Annotated in this window: 2 protein-coding genes; both read left to right on the top strand. The window is 76.3% G+C overall.

The window, feature by feature from the left end; translation table 11 throughout:
- The first annotated feature begins 19 nt into the window (after positions 1-19).
- Entirely contained in the window at positions 20-16,372 is a 16,353-nt protein-coding gene (locus tag MXD60_RS18220) for a type I polyketide synthase (RefSeq protein WP_248820520.1), read from the top strand.
- Positions 16,372-17,179: beta-ketoacyl synthase N-terminal-like domain-containing protein (locus MXD60_RS18215; RefSeq protein ID WP_248820519.1), on the top strand; the 808-nt coding region annotated here is incomplete at its 3' end. The genes MXD60_RS18220 and MXD60_RS18215, both read left to right, overlap by 1 nt.

Raw genomic sequence — 17,179 nt, 5'->3', positions numbered from 1 at the left:
GTTGCCGGTGACGTTGCATGTGGATGCGCCGACGCCGAACGTCGACTGGTCCGCCGGCGCCGTCCGGTTGCTCACCGAGACGGCGGCCTGGCCGGAGACGGACCGGCCGCGGCGCGCGGCGGTGTCGTCGTTCGGGATCAGCGGCACCAACGCCCACGCGGTGATCGAGCAGGCGCCGCTCGTGGCGCCACGCCCGCTGACGGCCAGGCTGCCGGACGGCGACGGAACTCCGGTGGCGTGGGTGCTCTCCGGACGTGACGACGCCGGGCGACGGGAGTCCGCGTCGCGGTTGGCCGCCTGGCTGCGCCAGGACGTCGTCGACGCCGGTCCCGGGGAGGTGGCGGCCTCGCTGGTGCGGGGACGGGCGTTGTTCGATCACAGGCTGGTGGTGGTCGGAGCCGACCGGGCGCAGCTGACCGGCGGCGTGGAGCGGTTCGCTGCCGGCGAGGTCGGACCGGAATGCCTGACCACGGCGGTCGGCGGGGCGCAGGTGGTCTCGGGGGTGGCGGGAGCGGCCGGTCCCGTGGTGTTCGTGTTCCCGGGGCAGGGCGCGCAGTGGCGGGGGATGGCGGGGGATCTGCTCGACGCCTCGCCGGTGTTCGCGGAACGGATCGCGGCGTGCGCGGCGGCGTTGGAACCGTGGGTCGACTGGGACCTGGTGGAACTGCTGCGGGGCGGCGGTGACGCGGAGTTCGAGCGGGTGGATGTGGTGCAGCCGGCGTTGTTCGCCGTCATGGTGTCGCTGGCCGCGGTGTGGCAGGCCCATGGCGTGACACCCGCGGCGGTCGTGGGGCATTCACAGGGCGAGATCGCGGCGGCGTGCGTGGCAGGAGCGTTGTCGCTCCAGGACGCGGCGCGGGTGGTTGCCGTGCGGGCCCGCCTGTTGGGGGAACGGCTGTGCGGGCACGGGGGAATGGTGTCGGTCGCGCTGCCCGCCGGGCGGGTCGCGGAGCTGGCGGCGGAGTTCGGCCCCGGGCTGTCGGTGGCCGCCGTCAACGGCCCCGGGGCGACGGTCGTCTCCGGGGACAGCGCGCCGCTGGCCATGCTGCTGGCGGCCGGTGAGGCACGGGGGGTGCAGGCACGGCGGATCCCGGTGGACTACGCCTCGCACTCCCATCAGGTCGACGCGCTCGCCGACGAGCTGCGCGCAGCCCTCACCGGCATCACGCCACGACCGTCGCGGACCACGTTCGTGTCGACGGTGACCGGCGGGACGCTGACCGGCACCGAGTGCGGGCCGGACTACTGGGTGGACAACCTGCGGCGCACGGTCCAGCTCGAACCCGTCGTCCGCGGCCTGCACGAGACCGGTCACAGCCTGTTCGTCGAGGTCAGCCCGCACCCGGTGCTCGTCCCCGCCCTGCAGGACACGCTCGACGACCCGGCCACCGACCGCGCCGACGGGACCGTGGCGGCGGGTTCGTGGGCGGCGACGTCCGCCGGAACAGGCCGGGCGATCGCCATCGGCACGCTGCGTCGTGACGAGCACGGCCCCACCCGCCTGCTCACCAGCCTGGCCGAGGCGCACGTCCACGGCCAGCCCGTCACCTGGACCGCCGCCGCTGCCGGCACCACCACCGGCACCACCACCGGCGTCGCTGCCGGCGGCCTCGTCGACCTGCCCACCTACCCGTTCCAGGAGCAGCGGTACTGGCTGGAAGCGTCCGCTGCCGTCGGTGACGTGCACACGGTCGGGCTCGACGCGGCCGACCATCCCCTGCTCGGCGCGGCGCTGTCCCGTGCCGGCGCCGACGGGGAACTGCTGTTCACCGGCCGCCTGTCGCTGTCCACCCACCCGTGGCTGGCCGACCATGCCGTCGCCGGCACGGTGCTGCTGCCCGGCACCGCGTTCCTCGACCTCGCCCTGCACGCCGGTGACCAGGTGGGCTGCGAGCAGGTCGAGGACCTGACCATCGCGGCTCCCCTGACCGTCCCGGCGGCGCAGGGCGTGCGCATCCAGCTCGTCGTGGCGCCGCCCGACGTGTCGGGCCGCAGGAGCATCGCCCTCTACTCCCGCCCGGAGGACACCGCGGACACCCCCGGCGAGACGTGGACCCCACACGCATCCGGTGTCCTCGTTCCCGGCTCGGCGACGGCATCGTTCGACCTCGCCGCCTGGCCGCCGGTCGGGGCCGAGCCGATCGACCTCGCCGGTTTCTACCAGCGGATGGCCGAGGCGGGCTTCGAGTACGGCCCGGTCTTCCAGGGCCTGCGCCGCGCCTGGCGGCTCGGCGAGGAGGTCTGCGCCGAGGTGAGCCTGTCCGCCCACGACCCGGCGGCTGAGGACCCGGCGGCAGTTGACCTGGCTGCGGCGGACCTGGCTGCGGCGGACCTGGTGGCCGGGGAGCGCACCGACCGGTTCGGCCTGCATCCCGCGCTGCTCGACGCGGCCCTGCAGGCCATGGGGCTCGCCGGCCTGCCGAGCGCGGCCGGCGGCGCCATGCTGCCCTTCTCCTGGACCGGCGTTCGCCTGCACGCCTGGGGCGCGACCTCCCTGCGGGTACGCGTCGGACCCGCGGGTCGCGACGCCGTGCGACTGGTAGCCGCCGACGTGGCCGGCGTCCCGGTGCTGACGGTGGACTCCCTGGTGCTGCGCGCCGTCGACCCGAACGCGCTGCGCGTGACCGCGACGGATTCGCTCTACGAGGTCACCTGGACCGCCGTCCCGGTCGAACCCGCCGGATCCGGCGGCGCGACGTCGGCGGCAGTGGCAGCGGCAGGGAGGGCCGTCGGCTGGGCCGTGCTTGGCCATCCCGACCGGCCGGGGTTCGGCGAGGTGCTCGCCGAGGCCGCCGCGTCGACGGGCGTCGACGTCGGCCACCACGCCGAACTCGACGCGCTGGGCGCCGCCGTCGACGCCGGCGCCGCTGTCCCCGCGGTCGTCCTCGTGTCCATCCCGTCGTTGGGCTGGGACGGTTCGCCGACATCCCACGCGGTGGCGCCAGCGGCCAGCGCGACCGGCGGGGTCGACGTTCCTGGACGGGTCCGCATGGTCGCCGAGGGTGTGGTCGAGCTGGTACGGCGCTGGCTCGCCGACGGGCGTTTCGCGGCGGCGCGGCTCGTCGTCGTCGGCCGCGCAGCGGTGCCGGCGGGGCCGGGGGAGACGGTCGCCGACCTCGCGGCCGCGGCGGCGTGGGGGCTGTTGCGCGCGGCGCGCTCGGAACATCCGGAACGCTTCGCGCTGGTCGACGTCGACGACGACCCGGCGTCGTGGCGGCTGCTGCCCGCGGCGGTGACGTCGCTGTCGGCGGCCGAGCCGCAACTGGCGATCCGCACCGGCACGGCCCTCGCCGCGCGCCTCATCCCGACCGGCACCGCGGCGACGGCTGGGACCGGCCGTCTGGTGCCCCCGCCGGGCGTCGACGCGTGGCGGCTCGACAGCACCGGCAAGGGCACGTTCGCGAACCTCCAGCTCGTCCCGGCCGACGCGGCCAGCGTCGCCCTCGCGCCCACCGAGGTGCGGATCGCGATCCGCGCATCCGGGCTGAACTTCCGCGACGCGCTCAACGCGCTCGGCATGTTTCCCGGGGACGCCGGCCCGATCGGCATCGAGGGCGCCGGGGTCGTCGTCGAGGTCGGTGCGGCGGTCGCGGACCTCGCGCCCGGCGACGCGGTGATGGGGCTGCTCGCCGGGTCGTTCGCGTCCCACGCGGTGATCGACCGCCGGCTGGTTGCCCGGATGCCGGCCGGCTGGTCGTTCGAGCAGGCGGCGTCCGTTCCGGTGGTGTTCCTCACCGCCTACTACGGCCTGGTCGACCTCGCCGGGCTGCGCGCCGGCCAGTCGGTGCTGGTGCACGCGGCGGCCGGTGGTGTCGGCATGGCCGCCGTCCAGCTGGCCCGGCACCTCGGCGCGCGGGTGTACGGCACGGCCAGCCCCGGCAAGTGGAACGTGCTGCGCGCGCTGGGCATCGACGACGACCACCGGGCGTCCTCCCGCGACCTCGCCTTCGCCGAGAGCTTCCGGGCGACCTCCGCCGGCGCCGGCGTTGACGTGGTCCTCAACTCCCTCACCGGCGAGTTCATCGACGCCTCCCTGGGACTGCTGGGCGGCGGCGGCGCGTTCGTCGAGATGGGCCGGACCGACCTGCGGGACGCCGAGCAGGTCGCCGCCGCGCATCCTGGCGTGCGCTACCACGCGTTCGAACTGATGGATGCCGGGCCGGACCGCGTCGCGCAGATGTTCACCGAGGTGCTGGCGCTGTTCGAGCGGGGCGTGCTGACCCCGCTGCCGACCCGGACCTTCGACGTGCGCCGGGCGCCGGACGCGCTGCGGTTCATCAGCCAGGCCCGCCACACCGGCAAGATCGTGCTGACCGCCCCGCCGTCGCCCCCGCCGGCGTGGAACCCGGACGGCACCGTGCTGATCACCGGAGCGCTGGGCACCGTCGGCGGCCTGGTCGCCCGTCATCTCGCCGACGCCGGCGGCGCCCGCCACCTGCTGCTGCTCGGCCGGCGCGGCGCCGACACCCCGGGCGCCGCCGAGCTGGTCGCCGAGCTCACGGCGCTCGGCGCCAGCGCGACCGTCGTCGCCTGCGACGCCGCCGACCGCGACCAGCTCGCCGCCGTCCTGGCCGCCATCCCCACCGGGCATCCGCTGACCGCCGTCGTGCACGCCGCCGGCGCGCTCGACGACGGCGTCGTCGCGGCCCTCACGCCCGACCGGCTCGACCGGGTGCTGCGACCGAAGGTGGACGCCGCCTGGCACCTGCACGAACTCACCCGGGACCGGCCGCTCGCGGCGTTCGTGCTGTTCTCCTCCGTCGCCGGCGTGTTCGGTGGTCCCGGCCAGGGCAACTATGCGGCCGCCAACACGTTCCTGGACGCGCTCGCCGAGTGCCGGCGGGCCGCGGGCCTGCCCGCGGTGTCGATGGCGTGGGGTCGGTGGGCCGAACGCAGTGGCCTGACCGGCGAGCTCGATGCCACCGCGGTCCGGCGGCTGGCCCGCGGCGGGCTGCTGCCGATCGACACCCCGACCGGCCTGGCGCTGTTCGACGCGGCGGTCGTCGCGGACACGGCGCTGGTCGTCCCGGCCCGCCTTGACCTGGCCGCCGCCCGCAGTGACGCCGCCCGCAGTGACGCCGCCCGCACTGACGCCGCCGCGGTGCCCGCGCTGCTGCGGGCCCTGGTCCGGCCGGCCCGCCGGCCCGCGGCCACCTCGGAGCGCGGTGGCGGCGCGGCCGGCGGCGTCGACGCGCTGCGGCAGCGGCTGCGTGGCCTCGGCGCCGCCGAGCGCGACGAGATGCTGCTGGGCCTCGTACGGACCCAGGCAGCGCTGGTCCTCGGGCACGCCGGGCCCGAGGCGGTGGACGCCCGTCGCGCCTTCCGTGACCTGGGATTCGACTCCCTGACGTCGGTGGAGTTCCGCAACCGGCTCGCCACCGCGACCGGGCTGCGGCTGCCCGCGACGCTGGTGTTCGACCATCCGACCCCGCTGGCGATCGCCGACCAGCTGCGCACCGAACTCCTCGGCGACGCCGCCGACCTGCCTGCCGGGACACCGGCCCCGCCAGCCGGTCCGGCCGCCGACCCCACCGCCGACCCGATCGTGATCGTCTCGATGAGCTGCCGCTACCCGGGCGGGGTCCGCACCCCCGAGGACCTCTGGGACCTCGTCGCCGCCGGGGTCGACGCGGTGTCCGAGCTGCCCGCCGACCGCGGCTGGAACCTCGACGGCCTCTACGACCCGGACCCGGAACGCAGCGGCCGCTCCTACGTCCGCGCCGGCGGGTTCCTCTACGACGTCGCCGACTTCGACCCCGCCTTCTTCGGCATCTCGCCGCGGGAGGCACTCGCGATGGACCCGCAGCAGCGCCTGCTGCTGGAGACCGCGTGGGAGCTGTTCGAACGTGCCGGGATCGTCCCCGGCACACTGCACGGCAGCCGAACCGCCGTGTTCGTCGGCACCAACAGCCAGGACTACGTGTCGCTGCTCGCGAACGCGCCCGACGGCGGCGAGGGGTACGTGGCGACCGGTAACGCCGCGAGCGTCGTGTCCGGCCGCCTCGCCTACACCTTCGGCCTGGAGGGCCCGGCGCTGACGGTGGACACGGCGTGCTCGTCGTCGCTGGTGGCGTTGCATCTGGCGGTGCAGTCGCTGCGCCGCGGGGAGTGCACCCTGGCGCTGGCCGGCGGGGCGATGGTGATGTCCACGCCGGGCGCCTTCGTCGAGTTCAGCGCGCAGCGGGGGCTCGCTCCCGACGGCCGCTGCAAGTCGTTCGCCGCCGCCGCCGACGGCTTCGGCATGGCCGAGGGCGTCGGCCTGCTGCTGGTCGAGCGGCTCTCGGACGCCCGCCGTGCCGGGCATCCGGTGCTGGCAGTGGTGCGCGGCACGGCGGTGAACTCCGACGGGGCGAGCAACGGCCTGACGGCGCCGAACGGTCCCTCGCAACAGCGGGTGATCCGTGCCGCGCTGGCCGACGCCGGACTCACCGCCGTGTCCGTCGATGCCGTCGACGGTCACGGCACGGGCACCACCCTCGGCGATCCGATCGAGGCACAGGCGCTGCTCGCGACCTACGGCCAGGACCGGCCCGAGGACCGGCCGCTGTGGCTGGGCTCGCTGAAGTCGAACATCGGCCACACCCAGGCCGCCGCCGGCGTGGCCAGCGTGATCAAGATGGTGCTGGCGATGCGCCACGGTCTGCTGCCCGCGACCCTGCACGTCGACGAGCCGACGCCGAACGTCGACTGGTCCGCCGGTGCGGTCCGGCTGCTCACCGAGCGGCTCGCCTGGCCCGAGACGGATCATCCGCGGCGGGCGGCGGTGTCGTCGTTCGGGATCAGCGGGACGAACGCGCACACGGTCATCGAGGCACCGCCACCCGCACCGGCCCCCGCGCCCACCCCGACAGCCCCCGCGGCCGGACCGGCCGCCGTCCCCGCGGCACCCCGCGGTGGGCCCGCGCCGGTGGCGTGGGTGCTCTCCGCGCGGGACGACCAGGGGCTGCGGGAGTCCGCGTCGCGGTCCGCGACCTGGCTTCGCGCGACCGAGGGCGACCCCGGCCGCGGGCAGGGCGTCGACGGCGGCGCCGACGGTCTCCGGGAGCTGGCGGCGTCGCTGCTGGGCTCGCGGACGTTGTTCGACCACCGGCTGGTGGTCATCGGGGCGGACCAGGCGGAGCTCACCGCGGGCCTGGAGCGCTTCGCTGGTGCCGAGACCGCGTTCGAGAGCGGTCCCGGGGGGCCGTCGGTGCTGGCGGCCGGTGCGGCGAGCGTGATCTCGGGGGCTGCCGGGGTTCCCGGTCCGGTGGTGTTCGTCTTTCCGGGGCAGGGTGCGCAGTGGCGGGGGATGGCGGGGGATCTGCTCGACGCGTCACCGGTGTTCGCGGAGCGGATCGCGGCGTGCGCGGCGGCGTTGGAGCCGTGGGTCGACTGGGATCTGCTGGAGGTGCTGCGGGACGGGCCCGACGCGGCCGATCTGGACCGGGCGGAGGTCGTCCAGCCGGCGTTGTTCGCGGTGATGGTGTCGCTGGCGGCGGTGTGGCAGTCCCATGGGGTGCGGCCCGCGGCGGTGGTGGGTCATTCGCAGGGCGAGATCGCGGCGGCCTGTGTGGCGGGGGCGCTGTCTCTCGACGACGCGGCGCGGGTGGTCGCGGTGCGGGCTCGGCTGCTGCGCGAGCGGTTGTGCGGGCGCGGCGGGATGGTGTCGGTCGCGCTGCCCGCCGGGCGGGTCGAGGCACTGCTGGCGGAGTTCGGGCCGGGACTCTCGCTCGCCGCCGTCAACGGCCCGGCGGCCACTGTGGTCTCCGGCGACAGCACACCCCTGGCGGCGCTGGTGGCCGCCTGCGAGGCGCGGGGGGTGCAGGCACGGTGGATCCCGGTGGACTACGCGTCGCACTCCCACCAGGTCGACGCGCTCGCCGACGATCTGCGTGACGCCCTGGCCGGCATCACCCCGCAGGTCGCGCACACGGCATTCGTGTCGACCGTCACCGGGCAGCCGGTGACCGGGGTCGAATGCGGGGCGGACTACTGGGTGGACAACCTGCGTCAGACCGTCGCGCTCGAACCCGTGATCCGCGGGCTGCTCGGCACCGGCCACCGTCTGTTCGTGGAGGTCAGTCCCCATCCGGTGCTCCTGCCCGCGCTCCAGGACACCATCGACGCCCGGGCCTCGGACGACGCCGGCGCGCCCACGCCGGACCCCGCGCCCACCGGCGTGGGGCGGACCATCGCGGTGGGCACGCTGCGCCGCGACGAGCACGGCCCCACCCGGCTGCTGACCAGCCTCGCCGAGGCCCACGTCCACGGTCATCCCATCACCTGGGCACCCGGCAGCGCCGATGCGGCTGCCGCGGCCGTGCCACTCGACCTGCCCACCTATCCGTTCCAGCGGCAGCGGTACTGGCTCGAGCCCCCCATCGCCGACCCGGCGGCGTCGCCGACCGCGCGGGATCACGCCTGGTCGGTCGACGAGCGGTTCTGGGCGGCCGTCGACCGGGCCGACCTCGACGCGCTGGCGGGCACCCTCGACACCGGCGAGTCGCTGGACGCGCTCCGCCCGGCCCTGCCGGTGCTGTCCGCCTGGCGGCGCCGCGAGGCCCGGGCGTCCGCCGTCGACGCGTGGCGCTACCAGGTCAGCTGGCGACCGGTCGACGAGCGGTCGGCTGGCGGGCCGCCCGCCGCGGCCGCGCTGCGCGGTACCTGGCTGGTCGTCGTTCCGGCCGGTCACGGCGAGGTCCCGTGGGCCCTCGGGACGATCGACGCGCTGCGGACCGCCGGGGCGTCCGTCCGGACCGTCGAGGTCGGCGCCGCCGACGCCGACCGGGCGCGCCTCGCGCGGGCCCTCACCTCGGAGCCGGCGGCCGGCGCTGTCGAGCACGCCGACGGCGGCGCGAACGACGCGACCGCGACCGGCCGGCCCGTCGCGGCGGACGCCGTCGTGTCGCTGCTGGCGCTGGCCACCGACGACCATCCGGCGCACCCGGGCCTGCCGACCGGGCTGGCCCTGACGGTCGCGCTCGTCCAGGCCCTCGGCGACACCGGCTGCGCGGCACCCCTGTGGTGCCTGAGCCGGGGAGCGGTGTCCGTCGGCCGCTCCGAGGCGATCGTCAGCCCGGCCCAGGCGGCCGTCTGGGGGCTGGGCCGGGTCGTCGGCCTGGAACACCCCGACCGCTGGGGCGGCCTCGTCGACCTGCCCGAGACCTGCGACAGCCGGTCCCGTCGGCGCCTGGTCGCCGCGTTCGCCGGGATCGGCGCCCCCGCCGACCCGCTGGACGCACCCGACCGCGGCGGCGCCGAAGGAACGGCCCGGCGGGTCGTCGAGGACCAGGTTGCGATCCGGGCGGCGGGGACGTTCGCCCGCAGGCTGGTTCCGGCCGCGGTGAGCGACACGGCGGGCGGTGGCGCCCGCGGCTGGCGGCCGAGCGGAACCGTGCTCGTCACCGGCGGGACCGGCGCGCTCGGCCCCCGGCTGGCCCGCTGGCTGGCCGCGAACGGCGCCGAGCATGTGGTGCTGACCTCCCGGCGCGGGCCCGACGTCCCCGGGATGGCCGACGTCGCCGCCGACGTGGAGGCGGCCGGCGCCCGGCTTACCGTCACCGCGTGCGACCTGCGGGACACCGCCGCGGTGGCCCGGCTCGTGCACGAGCTCGCCGCCGGCGGTTCGCCGGTGCGCGCGGTGGTGCACGCCGCCGCGTTCATCGAACTGGCGGCGGTGGCGCACACGGACATCGCCGGCGTCGCGGACGTCGTCGCCGCGAAGGTGATCGGCGCCCGGGCCCTGCACGACGCGCTCGACGACGTGCCGCTGGACGCGTTCGTGATGTTCTCCTCGATCGCCGGGGTGTGGGGCAGCGCCGACCACGGCGCCTACGCGGCGGCGAACGCCTACCTCGACGCGTTCGCCGAGTACCGGCGTGACCTGGGGTTGGTCGCCACGTCGATCGCCTGGGGCGTGTGGGACAGCTCGGAGGTGTGGTCGGCCAGCGGTGCGCCGCTCGGCGTCGACCTCGACCGGGTCCGCCGGCAGGGGCTGCCGTTCCTCGACCCCGACCTGGCGATGGCGGCGCTGCGCCGGGTCGTCGTCGCCGGCAGCGGCGCAGAGCCGGTCGCCGTCGTCGCCGACGTCGACTGGGCCCGGTTCGCGCCGGTGTTCACCTCCGCTCGGCCGAGTCCCCTCCTCGACGGGGTCCCGGCGGCCCGGCGGGCACTGTCGGGCGACGCCGACCCGGCCGCCCGACCCGGCACGCCGTCGGCGCAGCCGGAGACGTCCGAGCTGGTCCGGCGCCTCGCCGGGCGCAGCGCCGCCGAGGCACGCCGGGTGCTGCTCGACCTGGTTCGCACCGCGGCGGCCGGTGTGCTCGGCCATGCCAGCGGCGCCGCCGTGCCGGCGGACCGGCCGCTGCGCGACCTCGGTTTCGACTCGCTGACCTCGGTGGACCTGCGCAACCGGCTGGGCGCGGCCGTCGGCCGGCGCCTGCCGGCGACGCTGGTCTTCGACTATCCGACAGCGAGCGCGCTGGCCGAGTTCCTGCGCGCCGAGCTGGGTGGGAGCGTCGCGCAGACAGCGGCGGGCGCGGCGCCCGCCACGACCGGCGGCCGGGCCGCCGGCGACGAGGGCGAGCAGATCGCGATCGTGGCGCTGGGCCTGCGCTTCCCGGGCGGCATCCGCACGCCGGAGGACCTGTGGCGGGTGGTCTCCGGCGGCGAGGACGTCGTCGGGGAGTTCCCCACCGACCGCGGCTGGGATCTGGCCGGCCTCTACGACCCCGACCCCGACCATCCCGGCACCTCGTACACCCGTCACGGCGGTTTCCTGCACGACGCCGGCGACTTCGACGCGCCGTTCTTCGGGGTGTCCCCGCGGGAGGCGGTGTCGATGGACCCGCAGCAGCGGCTGCTGCTCACCGCCGCCTGGGAGGCGCTGGAACGCGCCGGGATCGTCCCGGCCACGCTGCGCGCCCGCCCCGTCGGCGTGTTCATCGGCGCGAACTACCAGGACTACGTGCTGGGCGCCGCGTCCGCCGGGACGAACGCCGAGGGCCATCTGATGACCGGCGGCGCACCCAGCGTCCTGTCCGGCCGCCTCGCCTACACGTTCGGCCTGGAGGGCCCGGCTGTCACCGTCGACACCGCCTGCTCCTCGGCGCTCGTCGCGATCCACCTCGCCGCCGAGTCGCTGCGCCGCGGCGAGTGCGAGCTGGCCCTCGCCGGCGGCGTCGCCGTGATGGCCAGCCCCGGCCCGTTCGTCGGTTTCAGTCGCCAGCGGGGCCTCGCCGTCGACGGCCGTTGCAAGGCGTTCGCCGCCGCCGCCGACGGCATGGGCATGGCCGAAGGGGTGAGCCTGCTCGTGCTCGAACGTCTCGCGGACGCGCGGCGCGCCGGCCATCCGGTGCTCGCCGTCGTCCGCGGCTCGGCGATCAACTCCGACGGCGCGAGCAACGGCCTGACCGCGCCGAACGGCCCGTCCCAGCAGCGCGTCATCCGGGCGGCACTGGCGAACGCCGGACTCGCCGCCGGTGACGTCGACGTGGTGGAGGCGCACGGCACGGGCACCACCCTCGGCGATCCGATCGAGGCACAGGCGCTGCTCGCGACCTACGGCCAGGACCGGCCCGAGGACCGGCCGCTGTGGCTGGGCTCGCTGAAGTCGAACATCGGCCACACCCAGGCCGCCGCCGGCGCCGCCGGCGTCACCAAGATGGTGCTCGCGCTGCGCCACGCGACCCTGCCGCCGACCCTGCACGTCGACACCCCGACGCCGCACGTCGACTGGACGGCCGGCGCGGTCCGGCTGCTCACCGACACCGTGGCCTGGCCGGAGACCGGTCGCCCGCGCCGCGCCGGCGTGTCGTCGTTCGGGATGAGCGGCACCAACGCTCACCTCATCCTCGAACAGGCCCCGTCGCTCGACCAGACCCCACCGGACGGCGACGATGTCGACCCCGACAGGCCCGCCGAGCCCGCCACCGCGGCCGCCGACGCGGCGGACACGATGCCGTGGCTGCTCGCCGGACGGTCCGCGACGGCGCTGCGGTCGCAGGCCCGCGCGTTGCGCCAGCACCTCGACGGCCACCCGGAGCTCACCGCCCGCCAGGTCGCGGTGGCGCTGGCCCGGCGCAGCCCCTTCGAGTACCGCGCCGCCCTGCTCGACGGCGACCGCGACACCCTGCTGCGCGGCCTCGACGCGCTGGTGGCCCAGCGCCCCGACCCCGCGGTGGCCGAGGGAATCGCCCGCGCCGAGCGCACCGTGGTGTTCGTCTTCCCCGGGCAGGGCTCCCAGTGGCCGGGGATGGCGGCGGAGCTGCTCGACACCTCCGCGGTGTTCCGTGACCGCATCGAGCAGTGCGCGACGGCACTCGCCGAGCACGTGGACTGGTCGCTGGTCGACGTGCTGCGGGCGGCTCCGGGCGCGCCGTCGCTGGACCGCGTCGACGTCGTGCAGCCGGCGCTGTTCGCCGTCATGGTCTCGCTCGCCGAGCTGTGGCGGGCACACGGCGTGGAGCCCGCCGCGGTCGTCGGGCACTCCCAGGGCGAGATCGCCGCGGCGTGCGTCGCCGGCGGCCTGACACTCGCCGACGCCGCGCTCGTCGTGGCGTTGCGCAGTCAGGCGCTGGGGGTTCTCGCCGGACGCGGCGGCATGGTGTCGCTGGCGCTGGAGCTGGAGGAGGCACAGGCCCGGCTGCGGCCATGGGGGTCGCGGTTGTCGGTGGCGGCGGTCAACGGCCCGACGGCGATCGTCGTGTCCGGCGACGACGACGCCCTGGCGGAGCTGCTCGCCGGTTGTGACCGCGACGGCGTGCGGGCCCGCCGGGTTCCCGTCGACTACGCCTCGCACTCGGCGCAGGTCGACGAGATCGAACCGCGGCTGCGTGACCTGCTCGCCGTGGTCCGCCCGCGTACCGGCACCGTGCCGCTGTACTCGACCGTGACCGGCGTGCCCATCGACACCGCACACCTCGACGCCGACTACTGGGTGGCGAACCTGCGCCGCACCGTCCGCTTCTCCACCGCGACCCGCGCCCTGCTCGACGCCGGCCATGACGTGTTCATCGAGGTCAGCCCCCATCCGGTACTGACCGTCGGGATCGCGCAGACCGTCGCCGACGCCACCGCGGGGCACGACCCGCGCACGGGCGACGCCCCCCCGGACGCGGTGACGATCGCGACACTGCGCCGCGACGACGGCGGCCCGAGCCGCCTGCGCGGCGCGCTCGTCGACGCGCACCTGTGCGGGATCGACGTGCGCTGGTCGCCGTCGGCCGACCCGGCCTCCGCGACCGGCCCGGCGCCGACCGCGCCGACCGCGCTGGTCGCCGACGAGAGCGCGTTGGCGGTGACCACGGGCCTGCCGACCTACCCGTTCGAGGAACGGCGGTACTGGTGGGAGGCATCGCGTACGGCGGCGCCGGCCGACGTCGCCGCCGCCGGCCTCGCCCCGGCCGACCATCCGCTGCTCGGCGCCGCCGTCGACCTTGCGGACGATGCCGGTCAGGTCCTCACCGGCCGCCTGTCGCTGGCCACCCACCCCTGGCTGGCCGACCATGCCGTCGCCGGCACCGTGCTGCTGCCGGGTACCGGCTTCCTCGAACTCGCGTTGCGCGCCGCCGAGCAGGCCGGCTGCTCCCGGGTGGACGAGTTCACCCTCGGCGCGCCGCTGACGCTCGCCGAGGGTGCGGCGATCGCCATCCAGGTCCGGATCGGCCCGTCCGACGACGCCGGCGCGCGCTCGGTGACGCTGCACTCCCGCGACGCCGACGATCCCGACGCGCTGTGGGTCGAGCACGCCGGCGGGGTGCTGGCCGACGCGGCGACGCCGACCGGGACGGCGGACGGCGAAGCGTTCGCGCAGCTCGGCGCGGTCTGGCCGCCGCTCGGCGCCGACCCGATCGACCTGGACGCGGTGTACGACCGGTTCGCCGAGCAGGGCTACGAATACGGTCCCGCCTTCCGCGGCCTACGCGGCGTCTGGCTGCGCGGCGGGGAGGTGTTCGCCGAGGTCGCGCTGCCCGCGGACGAGCAGTCGGCGGCGGCGGCGTTCGGTCTGCATCCCGCCCTGCTCGACGCCGCGCTGCAGAGTCTCTGGGTCGCCGCGACGGCACCCGGGCCAACCGGCGGGCCGGCGGGAACGGCGGCGAGGGAGGCTCAGGCACGGCTGCCGTTCTCCTGGAACGGCGCGACCCTGTACGCCACCGGCGCCAGCCACCTGCGGGTCCAGCTCACCCCCCTCGACGCCGACCGGGCACGGATCGTCACTGCCGACCCGACCGGCGCGCCCGTCGCCGTCGTCGAGTCCCTCGTCACCCGACCGATGTCCGACCAGTCACTGGCCGCCGCGGCCCCGCTCGCCCGTTCGCTGTTCGTCCTCGACTGGACGCCGCTGATACCACCCGAGGCGGGCCGGCGCTCGGCCGACCCGGGACCGACCGGCGGGATCGGGTCGGACGTCCGCCCGGCGCCGCGGTGGACCGTGCTCGACGCGGGTCCGGTGGCGATGGCCGCGTTCGACGAGGTGGGCCTGCGGGGCGCGCCCGCCGGTCCGGATCTGGCCGCACTGCTCGCCGCAGGGCAGACCGACGGTCCCGCCGACCTGGTCCTGCTGCCCGCCGGTGCCCTCGTCGCCACCCAGGGGGACGTGGCCGCGGCGGCCCGGGATGCCGCGCGGCGGGTGCTGAGCTGGGCTTGTGCCTGGCTAGCCGATGAACGGTTCGCCGCCTCGCGGCTGGTCGTCGTCACCCGCGGCGCCGTGGCCGCCGACCCGGCCGGCGACGTCGCCGACCTCGCCGGGGCGGCAGTGTGGGGCCTGGTCCGTTCGGCGCAGTCGGAGAACCCCGGCCGGTTCGTACTGCTCGACCTCGACCCGGCCGGCGCCGCTCGGCCAGCCTGCGCCGACGGGTTGCTGGCGGCGCTCGCCGGCGGCGAACCGCAGCTCGCCGAGCGGTCCGGTGCGATCGTCGTCCCCCGCCTCGCCCGCCCGGCGGCCCGGGTCGCCGACGCCCACCGGGTGCCGCAGGCCGCCTGGCGGCCGGAGGGCACCGTGCTGGTCACCGGCGCCACCGGCGTGCTGGGCGCGCTGATCGCCCGTCACCTGGTGCGGGTGCACGGCGTGCGGCACCTGCTGCTCGTCAGCCGCCGGGGCTCGGCCGCCGCCGGCGCCGCGGAACTCGCCGCGGAGCTGACCGCCGTCGGCGCAGCGGTGCGCGTCGTCGCCTGCGACGTCACCGACCGGCAGGCGGTGACGAGCCTGCTGGCATCGGTGCCGGCGGAGTTCCCGCTGGCCGGTGTCGTGCACGCGGCCGGGGTACTCGACGACGGCGTCCTGCCGGCGCTCACCCCCGACCGCCTGGACCGGGTGCTGCGCCCCAAGATCGACAGCGGCTGGTTGCTGCACGATCTGACCCGGGATCTCGACCTGTCCGCGTTCGTGCTGTTCTCCTCCGCCGCCGGCACGTTCGGCACCGCGGGGCAGGCCAACTACGCGGCGGGCAACGCCTTCCTCGACGCCCTCGCCCAGCACCGCCGCGCCGCCGGCCTGCCGGCCGTTTCGATGGCCTGGGGTCTGTGGGCGCCGCGCAGCGAACTGACCGCCTCCCTGGACGGCACCGGCGAGCGGCGACTGGTCCGCGACGGCGTGCTCGCCCTGAGCGCCCAGGAGGGGCTGGCCCTGTTCGACGCGTCGATGGTCGCCGGGGCCCCGGTCACGGTGCCCGTGCGGATCGATCTGGCCGCGCTCCGCCGCCGCGGCGGCGGAGCAGCGAACCTCCCGCCGCTGCTCCGCGGGCTGGTGCGGACGCGCCGGCAGGCCGCCGGGGCCGACGCGGCCAGCGCCGAGGCGGCCGGCACGCTGCGGCGCCGGCTCGCCGACACCGCGGACGCCGACCGGCTCGCCCTGGTCATCGACCTGGTCTCGGCGCACGTCGCGGTCGTGCTCGGCCACCCGGACGGGACGCACACTGATCCGGACCTGGCGTTCCGCGAGCAGGGTTTCGACTCGCTGACGGCGGTCGAGCTGCGCAACCGGCTCACGACCGCCACCGGCCTGCGCCTGCCCCCGACTCTGGTCTTCGACTATCCGACGCCGCACGCGCTCGGTCGCCACCTGCTCGACACCCTGCGCCCCGACCAGGGGGAGGGAACCGACACCCACCGCCGGTCCGGACCCGGCCGCACCGACGAGGAGATCCGGCGGCTGCTCGCCTCGATCCCACCGGCGAGGGTGCGCTCCAGCGGGCTCCTCGACGCGCTGGCCGGCCTCGCCGCCGGTGTGGACACCGGTCCGGCAGCCCCATCGGCCGCCGCCGACCACGCGGACGCCATCGAGGCGATGGACATCGACGACCTGGTCGAGCTCGCCCTGGCCGACCAGCCGAACCAGGCGGACCAGCGCAACCACTCCGAAATCGCCACCGTAGCCGAAGGAGGGCAGGCGTAATGGCCGCGTCGACCGAGCGGGTCGTCCAGGCGCTGCGCACGGCGCTGATCGAGAACGGCGCGCTGCGCGAGCGCAACCGGGAGCTGACGGAGCAGGCCAGCGAACCGATCGCCGTCATCGGGATGAGCTGCCGCTTCCCCGGCGGCGTGCGCTCGCCGGAGGACCTGTGGCGCCTCGTCGCCGACGGCACCGACGCGGTCGGCGCCTTCCCCACCGACCGCGGCTGGGATCTCGACGCGCTGTTCGATCCCGACCCGGACCGGCCCGGGAGCCTGTACGTCGCCGAGGGCGGTTTCCTCGCCGACGCCGGCGAGTTCGACCCGGACTTCTTCGGGATCTCCCCGCGGGAGGCGCTGGCGATGGACCCGCAGCAGCGGTTGCTGCTCGCGGCGGCATGGGAGGCGTGCGAGCGGGCGAACCTCGACCCGGGCGCGCTGCGCGGCTCCAACACGGGGACGTTCATCGGTCTCATGGCGACCGACTACGTCAGCCGCCTGCCCGCGATCCCCGCCGACGTCGAGGGTTTCGTCGGCACCGGGACAGCGTCGAGTGTCGCGTCCGGCCGGGTCGCCTACCAGTTCGGCCTGGAAGGACCGGCGGTGACGGTGGACACGGCGTGTTCGTCGTCGCTGGTGGCGCTGCACCTGGCCGTGCAGGCGCTGCGCCGCGGGGAGTGCTCGCTGGCGTTCGCCGGCGGCGCCACCGTCATGGCCAGCCCGGGCCTGTTCGTCGGTTTCAGTCGGCAGCGGGGGTTGGCGGCGGATGGGCGGTGTAAGTCGTTCGCGGCGGCGGCGGATGGTGCGGGTT

It is taken from the genome of Frankia sp. AgB32 (assembly GCF_023243045.1).
In the GTDB taxonomy this organism is placed as follows: domain Bacteria; phylum Actinomycetota; class Actinomycetes; order Frankiales; family Frankiaceae; genus Frankia.
The sequence above is the reverse complement of the archived record's forward strand: the minus strand, read 5'-3'. Positions and strand labels throughout refer to the sequence as shown.